At 68.4% G+C, this 16369-nt stretch carries 17 protein-coding genes; 8 read left to right on the top strand and 9 right to left on the bottom strand.

What is annotated here, in order from left to right:
* Nucleotides 1-22: 22 nt before the first annotated feature.
* Entirely contained in the window at nt 23-2341 is a 2319-nt protein-coding gene (lon, locus tag LX13_RS09310; RefSeq protein WP_253661058.1) for an endopeptidase La, read from the bottom strand.
* Nucleotides 2342-2534: 193 nt separating this feature from the next.
* Nucleotides 2535-3338 carry a DUF4436 family protein gene (locus LX13_RS09305; protein ID WP_253661057.1) on the bottom strand — a complete coding sequence of 268 codons (804 nt, stop codon included), beginning with the start codon at nt 3336-3338 and terminating at the stop codon, nt 2535-2537.
* Nucleotides 3339-3671: 333 nt separating this feature from the next.
* On the opposite strand from LX13_RS09305, the gene LX13_RS09300 reads away from it, so the two are divergent.
* Nucleotides 3672-4214 (top strand): CGNR zinc finger domain-containing protein, encoded by a 543-nt coding sequence (locus tag LX13_RS09300; RefSeq protein WP_253661056.1) that lies wholly within the window; start codon nt 3672-3674, stop codon nt 4212-4214.
* Nucleotides 4215-4229: 15 nt separating this feature from the next.
* Here LX13_RS09300 and LX13_RS09295 read toward each other — a convergent pair whose 3' ends face one another.
* From LX13_RS09295 to LX13_RS09285, 3 genes are read right to left on the bottom strand one after another with little or no spacing between them, the layout of a single operon-like run.
* Nucleotides 4230-4946, bottom strand: a complete 717-nt coding sequence (locus LX13_RS09295; RefSeq protein WP_253661055.1) for a DUF8176 domain-containing protein — start codon at nt 4944-4946, stop codon at nt 4230-4232.
* Complete coding sequence (locus tag LX13_RS09290) at nt 4943-5506, bottom strand: DUF8176 domain-containing protein (protein WP_253661054.1); 564 nt, start codon at nt 5504-5506, stop codon at nt 4943-4945. The genes LX13_RS09295 and LX13_RS09290 overlap by 4 nt, the downstream gene beginning before the upstream one ends.
* A gap of 10 nt (nt 5507-5516) precedes the next feature.
* Nucleotides 5517-6734, bottom strand: coding sequence for a glycoside hydrolase family protein (locus LX13_RS09285; RefSeq protein WP_253661053.1), 1218 nt, complete (start codon nt 6732-6734; stop codon nt 5517-5519).
* A 366-nt stretch (nt 6735-7100) separates the two neighbouring features.
* Between LX13_RS09285 and pgfA the strand changes: the two genes are divergently transcribed.
* From pgfA to LX13_RS09270, 3 genes are all read left to right on the top strand, one after another.
* Nucleotides 7101-8255, top strand: a complete 1155-nt coding sequence (gene pgfA / locus LX13_RS09280) for a cell envelope lipid trafficking protein PgfA (protein WP_253661052.1) — start codon at nt 7101-7103, stop codon at nt 8253-8255.
* A 171-nt stretch (nt 8256-8426) separates the two neighbouring features.
* Nucleotides 8427-9353 (top strand): aldo/keto reductase, encoded by a 927-nt coding sequence (locus LX13_RS09275; protein WP_253661051.1) that lies wholly within the window; start codon nt 8427-8429, stop codon nt 9351-9353.
* A gap of 2 nt (nt 9354-9355) precedes the next feature.
* Complete coding sequence (locus LX13_RS09270) at nt 9356-10264, top strand: S1 family peptidase (protein ID WP_253661050.1); 909 nt, start codon at nt 9356-9358, stop codon at nt 10262-10264.
* Nucleotides 10265-10272: 8 nt separating this feature from the next.
* Here LX13_RS09270 and LX13_RS09265 read toward each other — a convergent pair whose 3' ends face one another.
* Nucleotides 10273-10854: a TetR/AcrR family transcriptional regulator gene (locus tag LX13_RS09265; protein ID WP_253661049.1), complete on the bottom strand. Its 582-nt coding sequence runs from the start codon at nt 10852-10854 to the stop codon at nt 10273-10275.
* 89 nt (nt 10855-10943) lie between these two features.
* Here LX13_RS09265 and LX13_RS09260 point away from each other — a divergent pair, with 89 nt between their 5' ends.
* From LX13_RS09260 to LX13_RS09250, 3 genes are read left to right on the top strand one after another with little or no spacing between them, the layout of a single operon-like run.
* The gene (locus LX13_RS09260; protein ID WP_253661048.1) at nt 10944-11891 is read left to right on the top strand and encodes a DAPG hydrolase family protein; all 948 of its coding nucleotides are present in this window, start codon (nt 10944-10946) and stop codon (nt 11889-11891) included.
* 32 nt (nt 11892-11923) lie between these two features.
* A complete protein-coding gene (locus LX13_RS09255; protein WP_253661047.1) occupies nt 11924-12421 on the top strand; it encodes a DUF427 domain-containing protein in 498 nt (165 codons plus the stop codon).
* Nucleotides 12422-12469: 48 nt separating this feature from the next.
* Entirely contained in the window at nt 12470-13339 is an 870-nt protein-coding gene (locus LX13_RS09250; protein WP_253661046.1) for an LLM class F420-dependent oxidoreductase, read from the top strand.
* 35 nt (nt 13340-13374) lie between these two features.
* On the opposite strand, the gene LX13_RS23425 is transcribed toward LX13_RS09250, so the two are convergent.
* Nucleotides 13375-14433 (bottom strand): GGDEF domain-containing protein, encoded by a 1059-nt coding sequence (locus LX13_RS23425; RefSeq protein ID WP_253661045.1) that lies wholly within the window; start codon nt 14431-14433, stop codon nt 13375-13377.
* A gap of 214 nt (nt 14434-14647) precedes the next feature.
* Here LX13_RS23425 and LX13_RS09240 point away from each other — a divergent pair, with 214 nt between their 5' ends.
* Nucleotides 14648-15019 (top strand): nuclear transport factor 2 family protein, encoded by a 372-nt coding sequence (locus tag LX13_RS09240; RefSeq protein ID WP_253661044.1) that lies wholly within the window; start codon nt 14648-14650, stop codon nt 15017-15019.
* 16 nt (nt 15020-15035) lie between these two features.
* On the opposite strand, the gene LX13_RS09235 is transcribed toward LX13_RS09240, so the two are convergent.
* Both LX13_RS09235 and LX13_RS09230 read right to left on the bottom strand, forming a co-directional pair.
* A complete protein-coding gene (locus LX13_RS09235; protein ID WP_253661043.1) occupies nt 15036-15713 on the bottom strand; it encodes an SDR family oxidoreductase in 678 nt (225 codons plus the stop codon).
* A gap of 35 nt (nt 15714-15748) precedes the next feature.
* The gene (locus tag LX13_RS09230) at nt 15749-16339 is read right to left on the bottom strand and encodes a TetR/AcrR family transcriptional regulator (protein WP_253661042.1); all 591 of its coding nucleotides are present in this window, start codon (nt 16337-16339) and stop codon (nt 15749-15751) included.
* Nucleotides 16340-16369: the final 30 nt, after the last annotated feature.

The raw sequence follows: 16369 nt of genomic DNA, 5'->3' as shown, positions 1-16369 counted from the left end.
TGTCCTGCGTGGTCGCAGTCGGTCAGGCCGCGATCGTCGCGCCCTGCTCGACGTCCTCGAGTGCGGCGAGGATGATGTCGGCGACATCGGTCATCGGCCGCACGTCGACCGCGTCGAGCACCTCGGCCGGGACGTCGTCGAGGTCGGGTTCGTTGCGTGCCGGGACGAACACCGTTGTCAGACCGTTCCGTTGCGCGGCCAACAGCTTCTGCTTGAGTCCACCGATCGGGAGGACCCGACCGTTCAGGGTGACCTCACCGGTCATGCCGACCTCGGCGCGAACCCGGCGTCCGGTCGCCATCGACACCAACGCCGTCACCATCGTGACGCCTGCGGATGGGCCGTCTTTCGGGGTCGCGCCTGCAGGGACGTGGATGTGGATCTTGCGATCCAGCGCCGACGGATCGACGCCGAGTTCCGCCGCGTGCGACCGGACGTAGGACAGCGCGATCTGCGCCGACTCCTTCATCACGTCACCCAGCTGACCGGTCAGGGTCAGGCCTGCGTCACCCTCGGTGCTCGAGGCCTCGATGAACAGGACGTCGCCACCCATGCCGGTGACGGCGAGACCCGTTGCCACGCCGGGCACGGCGGTGCGCTCTTCGGACTCCGGGGTGAACCGGGGACGCCCGAGGTAGCCCACCAGATCGGGCTCGTCGATCACCAACGCCGTGTCGTCGGCCGCCAGTTTCGTGGTCGCCTTCCGCAACGCCTTGGCCAGGAACCGCTCGAACTGACGCACACCCGGCTCGCGGGTGTAGTCGGCCGCGATCTTGTGCAGCGCCTCGTCGGTGACGGTGACCTCGTCGGCGGTGAGCGCGGCGCGGTCACGCTGGCGGGGGAGCAGGTAGTCCCGCGCGATGGCGACCTTGTCGTCCTCGGTGTAGCCGTCGATCGTGACCAGCTCCATGCGATCCAGCAGAGCGGACGGGATCTGTTCCACCACATTCGCGGTCGCGAGGAACACGACGTCGGACAGATCGAGATCCAGGTCGAGGTAGTGGTCGCGGAACGTGTGGTTCTGCGCCGGGTCGAGCACCTCGAGCAGAGCGGCCGAGGGGTCGCCCCGGTTGTCCGATCCCACCTTGTCGATCTCGTCGAGCAGCACGACCGGGTTCATCGAACCGGCCTCACCGATCGCCCGCACGATGCGCCCGGGCAGCGCTCCGACGTAGGTGCGACGATGCCCACGGATCTCGGCCTCGTCGCGCACGCCGCCGAGGGCAACGCGAACGAATTTGCGGCCCAACGCCCGTGCGATCGACTCACCCAGTGACGTCTTGCCGACACCGGGAGGACCGGCGAGCAACATGACGGCACCGGAGCCGCGTCCGCCGACGACCTGCAGGCCACGCTCGGCCCGACGTGCACGCACCGCCAGGTACTCGACGATGCGATCCTTCACGTCCTCGAGACCGTGGTGGTCGGCGTCGAGGATCTCGCGCGCCGAGGCGATGTCGGTGGAGTCGGTCGTGGAGGTGTCCCACGGGAGGTCGAGGACGGTGTCCAACCAGGTTCGCAGGTAACCACTCTCGGGCGACTGATCGCTCGAGCGTTCCAACTTGCCGACCTCGCGCAGGGCTGCCTCACGGACGTTGTCGGGCAGCATCGCCGCCTCGATCCGTGCACGGTAGTCGTCGGAACCGTCCGGTTCGCCCTCGCCGAGCTCCTTGCGGATGGCGGCGAGCTGCTGACGCAGCAGGAACTCCTTCTGCGTCTTCTCCATGCCGTCGCGGACGTCGCCGGCGATCTTGTCGTTGACCTCCACCTCGGCGAGGTGGTCGGTGGTCCACGTGATCAGGGTGCGCAGCCGCTCGGCGACGTCGGGGGTCTCCAGCAGCTCACGCTTCTGGACGTCGGTGAGGTACGACGCGTAGCCGGCTGTGTCGGCCAGGGCCGAAGGGTCGGTCAGCTTGTTCACCGAGTCGATGATCTGCCATGCCTCACGGCGCTGCAGCATCGCCAGGACGAGCTTCTTGTACTCGGCCGCGAGCTCTTTGATCTCGTCATTGACGGTGGGCTCGGTGACGGTCTCGACCTCCACCCACAGCGCGGCGCCGGGCCCGGTGGTGCCGGATCCGATGTGTGCGCGGCCTTCGCCCTTGACGACGGCAGCGGCCTGTCCGCCGCCCAGCCGACCGACCTGCACGATGGATGCGACCACGCCGTACGACGGGTAGCGGTCCTCGAGACGGGGTGCGACCAGGAGTTTTCCGGAGTCGGTGGCCTGGGCGGCGTCCACGGCCGCCCGCGCTGCGTCGTCGAGTTCGATGGGGACCACCATGCCGGGCAGCAGGATGGGATCGGTCAGGAACAGAACCGGTAAGCGGGTATCGCTCATTCTTCCTCCAAGGTTAAGTCTGATCGGCTCAACCGGCGGGGGAGTTGATGTGTTCCCGCTCAAGTCCGTGTTCGTTGTGAGCGGAATCAGAGCGTCGAAGGGTCGAGAACAACGGAGATCGTCCGTCTGGGAGACCGGCGTGGTCACCACGACCACGATGGCCCGCTACCCGGACGATCTCAGTGGTCGAGGGTCACGGACCCTGTCGCCACCACGCGGTGACGTAGAAGACGAGTGAGAGCGCCAGACCCATGACCACCCACAGGACCACGGTGTAGTCGACCCACGAACCGATGGGCGGCGACCCGGGGAACAGGTTGCGGATGGGCAGCACCGCGAACAGCATCACCGCGAACCACGTCACGATCGGCGGCAGGAACTGCTTGCGGCGACGCAGCGTCTGGATGGACACGAACAACGTGCAGATCGGCAGGATCGCCAGCACCACACACATCGCGAGGCCGAAGGCGATCGTCGCCCCGGTACGCGAGACATGAACGTCGAGAGCCTCTCCCGGCCCCTCATCGGTGTCGGTGGTGTCGACCGCCCACGACGACATCGAGTCGGTCACGGCGACCTCCGTCGGCACTGCGGTGCGCGTGTCGCCGGACCCCGCGAACACCCGAACCGTGAGACTCGGCGCGCGGTAGGTGTCGAAGGGCCAGTCGCGGATGTCCCCGTCGGCGTACAGGGTGACCGGCTGCGAGCTCAACTGCGTTCCGCGAGCGAAGGTCAGCGAGCTGGCACTCGCGGCCGGGGTGACCTCGACGGTCAGGTCCTCACGCAGGTCGCCGTTGGTGTCGAGGAGGTCGGCGCCCGCATACACCGAGGCGCGGGTCTGGAGCGAGAAGTCCTCACCCGAGACCGCGTTGATGTCGAGGTAGACCAACGCGCCGTTCGCTCTCGGCTGCCGATGGTCCGCCCCGCCGCCGTCACCGCCTGTCGCATAGGCGATCACGACCGTGACGTAGAGACCGATCACGATCAGGACGAGCAACGCCGCGGCCGCTCGGCCGCGCGTCCGTGTCAGCGCGATGGCTCCTCCTCGATGGTGGAACGGTGTCGCCAGGGGAACGTCAGGTCAGTACCGCGGGAGTGCACGGACCGACTCAGGCCGCTGGGCGGATCGTTCGATGTGAACTGTAGGTCGACGCGGCGCGCCCCGCAGGAGATGCACCGGACGTAGAGCACCGCGCCCTCGCTCGTGCGATGCGCGGACTCGGTCGACCATCCGTGTTCGTGCGCCGCTCGCTTCGGATGGAGCTCGGTGTGACGGGATGGGTTGTTCAACGGTTGGATGGTCATGCCATCACTGTGCTGTCATGGTCTTGTGCATCTCAACCCTTACGGCGAGTACGCGGTCCTGCTCGCGGCATCGCTGGCCAACAACTGGCCGGACACCTGCGCCGGCATCGAGGAACGAACGCGCGACTTCGGTATGACCATGAGCTTCCACATCGGCGCCGACGACCATGCGCAGACCAGGGCGGTGATCGACGGGTGGTTGCGGATGGTCGACGCCCCGACCGAGGACGAGCGGGCGCGGTTGCTCAACGAGACGATGAGCGTGGCCGCCGCGTATCCCCGCCTGACCAATCACGACGACGAGGGGTGGCATCTGCACTATCGCGACCGCGACCAGTCCCTGGCGCACGTGCTCACCGCGGTGATCTCGGTCGGCACGGCGTTGCACCTGACCACCCGTGGCATGCACCGCATCGGACGGTGCGCGGCGGGAGAGTCGGGTGGAGCGTCGTGCGAGAAGGTGATTGTCGACGTCAGCCGCAACGGCACCCAGCGGTACTGCTCGGTGCGCTGCGCCAACCGCTCGGCGGTGCGTCGGCACCGCGCGAGGTCAGCCGCACGCCGGTGAGGCGCGCTCGGGCGATCAGCTGCCGTCGCCGGTGACGATCGCGTCGATGACCCAGCGGTCCGGTTCGTTCGCCGAGACGTAGAAGGTGTCCTGGACACCGACCTGTGCGATACCGGCGTCGGTGCGGACCCGCAGGGTGACGAGAAGGCGTGCAGTCGATCCGGTCGTGGTGATCTGGGCGCACCACGCATCCGTCGACGCGGGCAGCGCCGAGATCCATTGCTGGAGTTGCGCAACGGTCGGGATGGCGGCGGCCTCCGACAACGTCCCGCGCGCGCCGACGGCCGACCGGTCGTCGATGGCCGCGCCGACGAAGGCCGCGACGACTCCGGTCGGCGTAGTCGGATCGCCGCCGCGCGACACGGTCGTCACAGAGCCGTCGGTGCCAGTCGCACACCACCCCGCCGGTGCCGTGCCGGCGGTCGAATCATCCTGCGAACCGGTCAGGTACACGACGAGAACGGTCAGTCCGGCGGCCACGAGGACGACGAGGGCAAGGGTCCCCGCGATCAGTATCCGGCGTTTGGTTCGGGCCTGGGAGCGCGTGCGCTGGCCCTGCATCGCCAGTTCGTCGAGGGTCGCCGACCACGCACTCGTCGGACCGGGTTCGGGACCGAACCACGACGGATCCTGTGGCGGGCCCTGCGGCGGTGGTGCGTCGGGGCCGCGGTACGGGTCTTGGGGTCCCAAGCCCTCGGGGTCGTTGGTCCAGCCCCAACGGTTGTCACTCATTGGTCGACCTGGCCTGTCATCTGCACCGAGCCCGATGTCCCGGTGACGCTGGCGCGCAGCCGGAAATCGGAGACCACACCGCTCGGGGGTTGGTAGGTGATCGTGAACAGGACTGTGTTGGCGTCGGTCTGACGAAGACGGAGGCAGTAGGTCGTCCCGGGCGGATAGCCGTTGAGTGCTTCGCGGATCAGTTCGGGTCGGCCCATGGGGTTGCCGGGGGCGATGGCCTCGGAAGCGCGATCGGCGTCGCGGGCGGTGATGACCGCCCAGTAGTAGTACGCAACGGCGCTGATGGCGGAGTCGGGACCACCTTTCTCGCGGGTGACGGTCTCACCGGGCGCGGCGGTGGTGGGATCGCAGGGGAGTGGCTTGATCGCCGGCAGTGCGGCGATGGGGGCGATCGACGACCCGCCGACGGCACTCGCGTCGGGCAACGCCTCGGGCGGGGGATCACTGCTGCACGCCGCTACGGCGAGCAGGAAAACCGTTGCCGCACACGCGACCAGCCCACGCCCCGCCTGATGGCGACGGTGTGGGCCGGCGGTGTGCCGAGGGGTCATCGAACGGCACTCACTTGCGGTGCTTGCCCCCTGCTGAGGCGGCGGCGTACTGCGGGTGGTCGATGCGGAGGTTGGGGAACGCACGCAGCGCCTCACGGCCGAAGTTCTCGACTGCCGCGGCCACCGAGTCACGGGCGGTCTGCGCGAAGACACCGGCCGCCTGGTACGGCGCGTCGGCCTGGGCGTGGTCGATGTCGATCGGGACGTTCACGGCTCCGATTCTCACATGGCCGGTGACGTCGCCGTTCTTCGCGACCACGTAGTCGACCTTGCCGCCACCGGGGAGTCCGCGGTCGTCGAGGTGCAGCTCGTACTGGTTCGCGTCCGGGTTCGGCGGGGTGGGCTTGGACTTGCGCGGATCCTCGTTGGTGGCGCCCAGCGGTGCGTTGGGATCGCCGCCCGGATCGCCTGCGCCGACGGCATAACCGATTGCGCCGCCGATGACTCCACCGATGCCTGCTCCGACTACGGCTCCACCGGCTGCGCCGCCCGCGATGCCCACGCCCGTACCGACACCCAGGCCGATGAGCGCGCCTGGAGCCGCGAACGCCGCGAACCCTGGAGGGGTGAAGGTGCCGATGATCGCGCCTGCCGCAGCACCGGTACCTGCACCGACAACGCCTCCGACCACGGCGGCCGGGATGCCCAGCGCGATGGCGCCTGCGGTGCCGCCGATCAGCGCGCCGACAGTGGTCGACGCGGCGGTACGCGCAGCCTGATCCGGCGGGAAGCCGATCGACTCGTAGTAGGTGGCGGTGCGTGCCTCGATCGTCGCCGCCTGCCCGTTGAGGTTGCGGGCGTCGGCGTCGGACAGCCACGCCGGCTGAGGCGTGCGGAAGTTGCCGAGCTTGATCACGCCCGGACGCGGGAGGATCGGGTTGACGGGCTTGACGCGTTGGGGCGCGCGCAGCACCGGCGGGACCGCGTTGTACGAGCCGGAGTACACCGGCGGCGTGTAGCCCGGGCTGCCCTCGTAGACCGGGGGAGCGTCGAAGGTGGCTGCGGGGATGATGCTGCGACCCTGCGGCGCCGGGGGAGCGGGTGCCGGTGTCGGTGCCGGGGCGGGAGCCGTGGAGGGCGGTGCGGAGCCGGGCGCGGTCTCACCCGAGGGAGGGGCCGACCCGGGAGGCGCGGCCAGGGCCTGACCGGCGGCTCCGGAGGCGATCGCTGCGGCGATCACGACACCGGCGGTCGTACGGGTGATTCGCTGCGTGTGCTGCTGCGACACGGTCACGCTCCTTGGCGTCAGGTATCGACGTGACCGTCGACGATGTGGTGAAGACCAGCTCAGCCTTCACAGATCGTCCGAGCGCGACTGGTCAGCCCCCGGGATCAATAGCCTCTGTAAAGATTGCTCGAATTGAATCATGTGCGTTTGTCTAGTTCAACTGGGAATGTCGACACTGTGGAGTTCCGTTTGCGGTGAACGAAAACAGCTGTCGCTCATGGCCTGCGCGCTTCGGGCGCGCCGCCGCCTTGGAGTGAGACACGCCGTGTCATCCGTTCGTACGACATTCCGACGTTGGCGAGCACGCTGCCGACACCGCGCAGGCGCCATATACGGTGAACCGGACATCGTTACGTCAGGAGCCCAGTGTTGAAGAAGTTGCTCGCCCCCTTCCTCGTGTTCATCGGGGTCGCCGCGATCACCGCGGCCATCGCGGTTCCGACGTGGCTCGTGCCGAAGCTCGAGGTCGTGCCGCTCGACCTCGACATCACGACGGTGTCGCAGTCGGTCCCGATGGGGATCACCTCCGACAACAATCTGCCGGCGCGGGTGTTCGATCGCTGCTCGGTCAGTGAGGACAAGGCGCGGGTCTTCGACGCGCACGTGACCCAGCAGCGCCGGACCGTCGTGGTGGATCCGTCGAACGCCGACCAGGCCACGGTGCAGTCGGGCCAGACCGTCCGCATCGACCGGATCGACGACAACGGCACCACCGTCGACCAGACGACCGCGCCCATCGGCGCGACCCGCTCCTGCAACGACGGTCTGTTGTCGTCGAACGTCGACCTCCTGTCGGTCGACCGGAAGACCAGCGCGCCCAACGGGAAGCTGAACCGCCTCTACCTCTCGGCAGGGCCGGACGGTCAGCCGATCCAGGAGAACGAGGGCAACTTCATCGATGTCCCGCGCAAGGGTTACCAGTACAAGTTCCCCTTTGACACGAAGAAGCAGGAGTACCCCTACTTCGACGCCAACACTCGTCGTGACCTGCCCGCGAAGTTCGTCGGCGAGACCAAGATCAACGGCCTGACCGCCTACGAGTTCGTCAGCGAGGTGCCGGAGATCGATCAGGTGCTGCTGGCGACCCCGAACGGACAGCCCGCGCTCGGGACGTCGCTGGAGAAGCCGGCCTCCTGGTGGGGGATCCAGGGCATCCCGGCGAACGAGCAGGTCGTGATGCACCGCTTCGCATCGGCGACCCGCCACGTGTGGGTCGAGCCCGAGACCGGCACTGCGCTCAAGGGTCTCGAGGTCCAGCACCAGTACTTCAAGTCGCCCGGCGCCGAAGATCCCGACCTCGCCGCACCGCTGCGCGAGTTCCGGATGGATGCGTTCCACGCCACCGTCGCCTGGAACGACACCACCATCGACAAGCAGTCCGACAAGGCGCAGGGCTACGTCGACCAGCTGCGCTGGGGCGGCGTGATCGTCCCGATCATCCTCGGCGTGGTCGGTGCCATCGCGCTGATCGCCGGTGTGGTGCTCCTGCTGCGTCGCCGTGAGGACACCCCGGCGACCTGATCCGGCCACCCACTGAAATCGTCCGACTCAGAGGCCGTCGAGGGCAATACGCCCTCGGTGGGCCTCAGGTCGGACGATTTCGATCACTGCCGCGGGACTCTTCGCCGCGCCGCACTACGCTGTCCATTAGCGCTGCGAATCATCGACCGCGGCCGTGTGAAGGGACAGACCATGGTGCAGATCGGACCGACGGACCTCGACACGTTTCCCCTCGTCCTGGGTGGCAACACGTTCGGGTGGACCAGTGACGAGCAGCAGAGCGGTGCCGTTCTCGACGCGTTCACCGAGGCGGGCGGCAGCTTCATCGACACTGCGGATCAGTACTCGCAGTGGGCTCCCGGACACAGCGGTGGTGAGTCGGAGACGGTGCTGGGCAACTGGCTCACGCGGCGCGGTAACCGTGACTCGGTGATCATCGCGACCAAGGTCGGCAAGCGCGAAGAGCACCTCGGACTGTCGCCGGACAACATCCGCGCGTCGGTCGACGGGTCGCTGGAGCGGTTGCAGACCGACCACATCGACATCTACTACGCCCACGCCGAGGACCCGACGGTCCCGCTGCACGACATCGCGGTCGCGTTCGACGGCCTCGTCGCGGCAGGCAAGATCCGCCACATCGGTCTGTCGAACTTCTCGCCGGTGTTGATCGAGGAGTGGTTCAGCGTCGCCGACGCACTCGGACTCGCGAAACCGGTTGCGCTGCAGCCCCAATACAGCCTGGTCCACCGCACCGAGTACGAGGGTGGGCTCCAGCAGATCGCCGTGGACAACGGTCTCGCCGTCCTTCCCTACTGGGGTCTCGCATCGGGTTTCCTCACCGGCAAGTACGCGCAGGGAAAACAGTTCGACGACACCGCACGCGCCTCGATGGCATCGGGGTACGCGACCGACGAGGGCTACGCCGTGCTGAAGAAGGTGACCGAGATCGCCGACGCGCACGGTGTCGAGCCGGCCACGGTCGCGCTGGCCTGGCTGTCGACGCGGCCGCAGATCACCGCGCCGATCGCGAGTGCCCGTACGCCCGAACAACTCCCGGCACTGCTGGCTGCAGCCACCCTGGAGCTGTCCGACGACGAACTCGCCGCACTGGAGGATTGAGAGTGAGACCGACGATGTTCGCGAAGCTCGTCACAGTGATCGCTGCCGTGGTGGCGACCGTCGCTCTCGGCGCTGCCCCCGCATCGGCGATGTCGAACGGGCAGCCCACCTCCCCTGGTTCGGCCCCGTGGTTCGCCGCGATCGTGTTCGCCGATGGTGCCGACGTGGGAGGCACCATCGTCACCGGAGATCGACCGGCTCGCAGCCACTGTGGTGGTGCACTGATCGATGCCCGAACCGTCCTGACCGCAGCCCACTGCGTGGCCGATCCGGCGACGATCGCGGCCGATCCAGCGAAGGCGTTGCCGACAAACGCCTTGCGCGTCATCCTGGGGGACCGATCGCTGAGCGCCGACCGGACGCCGGAGATCGCGATCAGTCGCATCGACATCGACCCCGCGTTCGGCCTCGTGCCGAATCCCCGGGACCCCGGCAACCTGGACACGGCCGCCGCCCACGACGATCTCGCGCTCATCACGCTGGCGAAGCCGCAGCCGAGGGCACAGACGATCGGACTGTCGCCGACTCTCGGTCTCCCGGGAACGCCGGTGGCACTGTACGGCCACGGGCTGATTCCCGAGGGTGGGATATCCGACGGCCTGCTGCGCGGCCCGCTGGCGCTGATCTCCGCCGCGGACTGTGCCCGACAGACGTTCGCCGCCCCCGTTCGTGGCGGGTTGATCTGCGCTCAGTCCCCGGAGGGGCGACCCGCAGTTCAAGCCGGGTTCGGCGACAGCGGCGGACCGGTTGTGACGAGAGACCGTTCGGGGCGCGCGGGTCTGGTGGGGATCTTCTCCTTCGGCACCGAGACGGTCGCCCCGGTGCTGTTCACGCCGGGGTTCAACGCAGCGACCGATGTTCGCATCGGCGCGCTCCGCTGGCCGGAACTACGGGCGCACCTGCACCTCTGAGCCGCGGCTCAGCCCCCGACGAGCAGGCGCGCCATCTCGGCGATCTGGTCGTCGTCGAGGGGCGTGGGACCGATCATGACCTGCCGCTGCATCATCCCGTCGATGCCCAGGCGCACGAGCTCGCCCCGGGCGTCGGAGACGGGATCGCCGGCAATGCCGAACGTCGCGACGATCATCTTCACGAAGGCCGCGTGCTGGTCGTCGAAGGCTGCCCGCAATTCGGGGTTGGTCATGCTCTCGGCCCGGAGGTGATGGCGCGCGATCACCCGATCGCGGTTCTTCTCGTCGGACATCTCGGTGACAAACCCCGTGATCGCCACCGCAGCCCGCGATCGGCTCCACTCGGCGATGTCGAAATAGCGAGTCGCAGTGTCGATGTCACGACGGAACACCTCCTCGAGGGCCAGGTGCAGCAGCCGGGCCCGAGTGGGCGCGTGGTAGTTGACCGATCCAGAGCTGAGGCCGGCGGCCGCGTCGACGGCACGGTGCGTCAGTCCGCGCGGCCCGCGCTCGGCCAGCACCGACACCGCGGCCGCCATGATCGCGGCCCGTCGGCTCGTCTGCGGGGGGCGGGCGTCGGCAGTTGTCACAGATCACAGATTACCGGTCGTGGTTACGGAGCCGTAGGAACACAAGCGAGGTCTTGCACCCGCCCGGGATGGAACCTTAGTCTCAACGGATGTTGAGTAATTGGACGCCGAGCCGTCGACACCTGTTCCGGGTCGGGGCCATGGGCGCCGTGGCGGCGGCAGTGGGCAGCGCACCCATGGCGGCGGCACGCCCCCAGCAGACATCGACCACCCAGGACTGCGGGGTGCGCTACGTCGGCTATCGCGACGCCGATCGGGCCAAGCCGTACGCGAAGTACATGGCGGCGCACACCGATCCCGCGCCGGCGCCGGTCCGGCGGGCATTCGACGGGCCGCCCCTGGCGTCCGCAGCGATCCCCGACTTCGCGAACATCACCCGTGACCTCGGCCCGACCGGGTACTCGACCATCGAGACCGGATATGGACAGAAGGCCGACGGCGTCCTGTTCGTCGCGGTGCGGACCGAGATGCCCCGGGTCACCGCGGCGATGTGGGACTGGTGGTTCGGCTGGCACTCCGTCGAGTCCGCCCGCTACAAGCTGTGGCACCCCGACGCCCACGAGTACGCCTCGCTGCGGGTCGACCGCACCACCGACGCGATCCCCGACCGGCAGAAGTACGTCGGCAACACCAGCTACGTCGACGAACTCGTCGGACCGAAACTGCAGCAACTCGGCATCGACTTCCGCGACCCGCGCGGACAGGGCTTCGCGGTCCCGTCCGACCAGACCGTCGTCTTCGGACGCGTGGGCAGCAGCATCGCGCCGGTCGACCTCGGCTGGCTGGCGCATCAGGTGCGCCCGATCCCCGGCGGCGCGGAGATGCGCAGCCGTTTCTACCTGAACATGCGCGGACTGCACCTGCCGAACCTCGGGCAGGCCGCGTGCGCGGTGAAGCGTGGCGCGTCGGTCGACCCCACCGATCTGTTCCTCGGTCTCGACCTTGCGAGGGACCTGCTCATGCACTGCGGCCAGGAGATGAACCATCTCGCCGGGTTCCTCCCGGAGCTCCACCGGGAGTTCGCCGTCCGTCCGTAGTCTGGACGGGTGATCCAGAGACGAGCCGCGTGATGCGCCGACCCACCCCGGAGACCCCCGGGCCCGGACAGGAATCGGTGTGGGACTACCCCCGCCCCCCACGACTGGAACCCTTCGCCGGATCCATCACGATCGAGCTGGGCGGCCGGACCATCGCGTCGGCCACACGTGGATGGCGGGTACTCGAGACCAGCCATCCGCCAACGTATTACATCCCGCGCGACGCGTTCGCCGACGGCGTTCTCCGCGAGACCCAGGGTGCATCCTGGTGTGAGTGGAAGGGCCAGGCCTCCTACTTCGACCTCGTGACGCCCGAGCGCGGCGCACCGAAGGCCGCCTGGACCTACCTCGAGCCCACCCCCGGATTCGCCGACCTCCGCGGAGCGATCGCGGTCATGGCCCGCGACGTCGACCGCGCCACGGTCAACGGCGAGGAGGTGACCCCGCAACCCGGTGGTTTCTACGGCGGCTGGGTCACCGACAGCGTCGTCGGCCCGTTCAAGGGCATCCCCGGCTCCATGGGCTGGTAGCCGCCCCACGATCGTCCTGCTCGCCCCCTCCGTCAGAAGGAACCCGTCATGCAGATCGCCGTCCATCTCGCCAACATGACCCTGCCCGGCGGTCCGCCGGCCCTGGCCCGCACCCTCGCCGACACCGCGAAGGCCGCCGACGAGGGCGGGGTCGACACCCTGACCGTCATGGACCATTGGTTCCAGATGGAACAGCTTGGTGGGCCGGATCTGCCGATGCTGGAGGGGTATTCGCTCCTGACGTTCCTCGCGGCGCACACCAGTCGGGTGCAGCTCGGCACGCTGGTCACCGGCATCACCTACCGCCACCCCGGACTGCTCGCCAAGGTGGTGACGACGCTGGACATCCTGTCGCAGGGTCGGGCCATGCTGGGCGTCGGCGCCGCCTGGTACGAACGCGAGCACCAGGGCCTCGGCGTGCCGTACCCGTCGACCTCCGAGCGTTTCGAGCGCCTCGAGGAGACCATCAAGATCTGTCGCCAGATGTTCGGCGACGACGAGGGGCCCTACGAGGGAACGCATTACCGACTCGCCGAGACGCTGAACAACCCGCAGACCATCTCCCGGCCCGGCCCGCCGCTGATGATCGGTGGCAGTGGTGAGAAGAAGACCCTCAAGCTGGTCGCCCGGTACGCGGACATGTGCAATCTGTTCGCGACGGGCGTCGACGAGGTCGCCCACAAGATCGATGTGCTCAAGGGCCACTGCGAGACCGAACAGCGGGACCCGGCCACCATCAAGACGACCATCATCGGTGCGGCCGACCCCGTCGCCGACGTCGATGCGTTCCTCGGCGAGATGGAGCGCTACGCGGCGCTGGGTGTCGAGCAGGTGTTCGTCGGCCCCGCCGGATCGGATCCGGTCGAGTGGACCGAGAAGCTGGCCGAGACCGTCATCCCGCGGTTGCGCGAGATCTGAGCCTCACGGCCGATACGCCGGGGCGCACGGTGAGATCAGCTGTGCGCCTCGGCGTTGGCCGACGGCACCGGGTCGGGCACCGACCAGTCGATCTCCACGCGGTCGCCGCCGGCGTCCTGCGCTGTACGCATCGCCACCTCGGCGCGGTCGAGAAGGGCGTCGATCGCGACCTGGACGCCCGTCGACGGGATCGGGGTGGGCGCGAACGCCACGCCGACACTCGCCGAGACCGGCACCGGGTCCTCGACACTGAAGACGAGCTCACGGAAACGATTCGCGAAGATGCGCACACCCTCGTGGGTGACGCCGGCGAGTGCGCTGAACTCCGCGTCGCCGGTGCGCGCGACGAAGTCGCCCCCGCGGACACCCTGGGCGAGGCGCGAGGCCACGCGCTTGAGCACCTGCTCGCCGCGTTCGCGACCGTCGCCGACGGCGATATCCTGGAACTGGTCGAGGTGCACCCGGACGACGACGAGGTAGTCCTTGCGGTTCAGCGCGCCGAGACTCGTCGACGCCGCTGAATAGAGACCGTGGCGCGTGAGCACCTCGGTCAGTTCGTCCCGCATTGGTCCACCCGTCTGCAGAGAATTACGTGTGCCGATAGCTGCGAATCCATAATGCAGTATCGCGGTCAGGAAGACCCCGGCGAACGCTGCCTGCGCCGCGAAGGGGTACAGCGATCCGATCGACTGATCACTGCCGGCGAGACCCACGACGAGCACCGCGATGATGACCACCGCCGACGCCGCGACCTGACCGGCCGTGACCCGGCGACTGGTGAAGAACGCCGCGTAGCTGCCGACAAGCCCCAACGTCACGGTGCTGGCGAGTCCGACGCGCGCATCGCTGCAGCTCAGCGCAACGAGAGCGCACCCGAGATCGGCCGCTCCGAGGAACACCACGCGCGCAACCGGACCGGTGCGCGGCGCCACGAGCAACACGATCCCGACCGCCACGGCCCCGATGCAGGCGACTCCGAGGGCAACGCGCCCGGCGGTCCCGTCCGGACCTCCCGGAACCCACGCCAGACCGAGCCATGCGGCCGCGGTCAGGATGCTCAGGATCCCGATGCCACCGGACAGCGCGCTGATCACACGCGTGTTCGTACTCGATCTGACACTGCCCCCCGGCTGAAGTCCCCCTTCGATGACCGGCACCTGACGATTGTGTCCGACGTACACCGGTTTGGTGCTTCGAACGGTCATGAGTCCCCTGTTTTGGGACATTGCGGCGCGAATGTGTCCATGCGTTAGTGTCCATCACTAGAACACGTTCTAGTTCCAGGGCCGAAGAAACGAGGATGGACACATGAGCAGCGAGAAGATCCGGGCAACTGTCGAGAGCTACGTCGAACTGGTCGGGGCCGGAACAGCGGAGGCCGTTGTCGACCTCTTCGCCGAGAACGCGACGGTCGAGGACCCCATCGGCGCCGACATCCGATCCACCCGCGAGTCACTGCTGGAGTTCTACGGCGCCATCGCCGGGCTCGAGCGGTCGACGTCGCTGTCGTGGGTCCGGATCGCCGGCGACACCGCCGTCTTCGAGTTCTCGCTGACGACCGTGGCCGGCGACGCATCGTTCCAGGTCACGCCGATCGACATCATGCGTTTCGACGACGACGGCCGCGTGGTCAGCATGCGTGCGGTCTGGGATCCGGCGACCGACCTCAAGCAGATCTGAGCCCTCGCGCCGTGCGTCAGCGTCGCGCGGCCGGACGCAGGATGATCTCGGTGGGATGTGCGTCGGCGGGCGTGGCGATCGCGTGGGCGACCGCAGCAGCGACGGTGTCGGGCGCCAGGAAACGCGACCCGTCGTACTCACCGCCCTCCATCGCGACGATGTCGGCCTGCATGTCGGTGTCGATGCGCCCGGGGTACACCGAGGTCACCCGCAGGCCGGGCTCCTCGGCGCGCAACGAGTCCGCGAACGCACGCAGCGCGAACTTGCTCGCCGCGTAGGCGCTCCACCCCGGGTTGGCGTTGCGGCCGGCCCCGGAGTTGATGAACACGATGTGCCCGTCCGCCTCGCGCAACGCGGGCAGGAGCAGCCGGGTCAGCTCGGCGACGGCGATGAGGTTGACCTCCATGATCCGGCGGTACTCGTCGGCAGGCGTCTCCTCGACGGTGCTGATGCTGCCGACGCCCGCATTGTGCACGAGCACGTCGAGGGAATCGATGGCGTCGACGGCATCGGCCATCTCCTCGTGGTCGGTCAGCTCGACCGGCCACGTCGACGACCCCTCGAGGTGGGTGGCCAGGGTGTCGAGCTCGGACGACGGTCGGCCGCCGAGCAGGAGGTCGTGGGTGGGGGCGAGGGCGCGCGCGATGGCGGCGCCGAGGCCGCGACTGGCACCGGTGATCAGAGCTGTGGGCATTCCCCGAGCGTAGTGACCGGCGCCGGCTGTCCGGGTCAGCCCGCCGCGGGGCCGAGCAACCGTGTGGTGGCGATGATGGCCGTCTCGACGACGTCGTCGACGGGCCGGTTCTCCTCGACGACGAGGGCGGTCAACTCCTCGAGCCCGCCGACGAGGAAGCGGGCCATCTCGACCGTCACCGGCGCGATGTCGGCGGTGCGCAGCGACGCGGTGTCGCTCAGGCCCACCAGCAGTGCGATGAACTGGTCCCGCGGACGGGACTGCAGGGTGACGGTCGGATCGCCGAGCGAGGGCAACTCGCGAACGTAGCTGCGGATGACGGCCGGATGAGTCTGTACCCCTGCGAAATACGCGGTGATCGCCTGCCGGACCTGCAGCCGCCAGTCGGCGGTCATGTCGACCGCGTTCGCGACCATCCCGAGGATCTCGCTGTGCACCGAACGCAGCAGTGCGAAGTAGCAGTCGTCGAGGCCGCTGAACTCCTTGTAGAAGGTCCGTCTCGATGTCCGGGCGTGGGCGACGATCTCACCGATGGTGGTGTCGCGGTAGGTGCGTTGCGTCAGCGATGCCGCCATCCCGGCCATCAGGCGATCCCGGTACGAGGGTCCGGTGGGTTCGGTGGTCACGATTCCCTTCCGGTGCCCGACATCAACCAC

The sequence above is a fragment of the Williamsia maris genome, assembly GCF_024171815.1.
Classification (GTDB): Bacteria; Actinomycetota; Actinomycetes; order Mycobacteriales; family Mycobacteriaceae; genus Williamsia_A; species Williamsia_A maris.
The sequence above is the reverse complement of the archived record's forward strand: the minus strand, read 5'-3'. Positions and strand labels throughout refer to the sequence as shown.

Excerpts from the sequence above, each read along its gene's own strand:
- LX13_RS09255 (WP_253661047.1), top strand. The coding sequence starts at position 11,924 with ATGCGCCGACCCACCCCGGAGACCCCCGGGCCCGGACAGGAATCGGTG.
- LX13_RS09240 (WP_253661044.1), top strand. The coding sequence starts at position 14,648 with ATGAGCAGCGAGAAGATCCGGGCAACTGTCGAGAGCTACGTCGAACTG.
- LX13_RS09250 (WP_253661046.1), top strand. The coding sequence starts at position 12,470 with ATGCAGATCGCCGTCCATCTCGCCAACATGACCCTGCCCGGCGGTCCG.
- LX13_RS09275 (WP_253661051.1), top strand. The coding sequence starts at position 8,427 with ATGGTGCAGATCGGACCGACGGACCTCGACACGTTTCCCCTCGTCCTG.
- LX13_RS09235 (WP_253661043.1), bottom strand. The coding sequence starts at position 15,713 with ATGCCCACAGCTCTGATCACCGGTGCCAGTCGCGGCCTCGGCGCCGCC.
- lon (WP_253661058.1), bottom strand. The coding sequence starts at position 2,341 with ATGAGCGATACCCGCTTACCGGTTCTGTTCCTGACCGATCCCATCCTG.
- LX13_RS09290 (WP_253661054.1), bottom strand. The coding sequence starts at position 5,506 with ATGACCCCTCGGCACACCGCCGGCCCACACCGTCGCCATCAGGCGGGG.
- LX13_RS09260 (WP_253661048.1), top strand. The coding sequence starts at position 10,944 with ATGTTGAGTAATTGGACGCCGAGCCGTCGACACCTGTTCCGGGTCGGG.
- LX13_RS09295 (WP_253661055.1), bottom strand. The coding sequence starts at position 4,946 with ATGAGTGACAACCGTTGGGGCTGGACCAACGACCCCGAGGGCTTGGGA.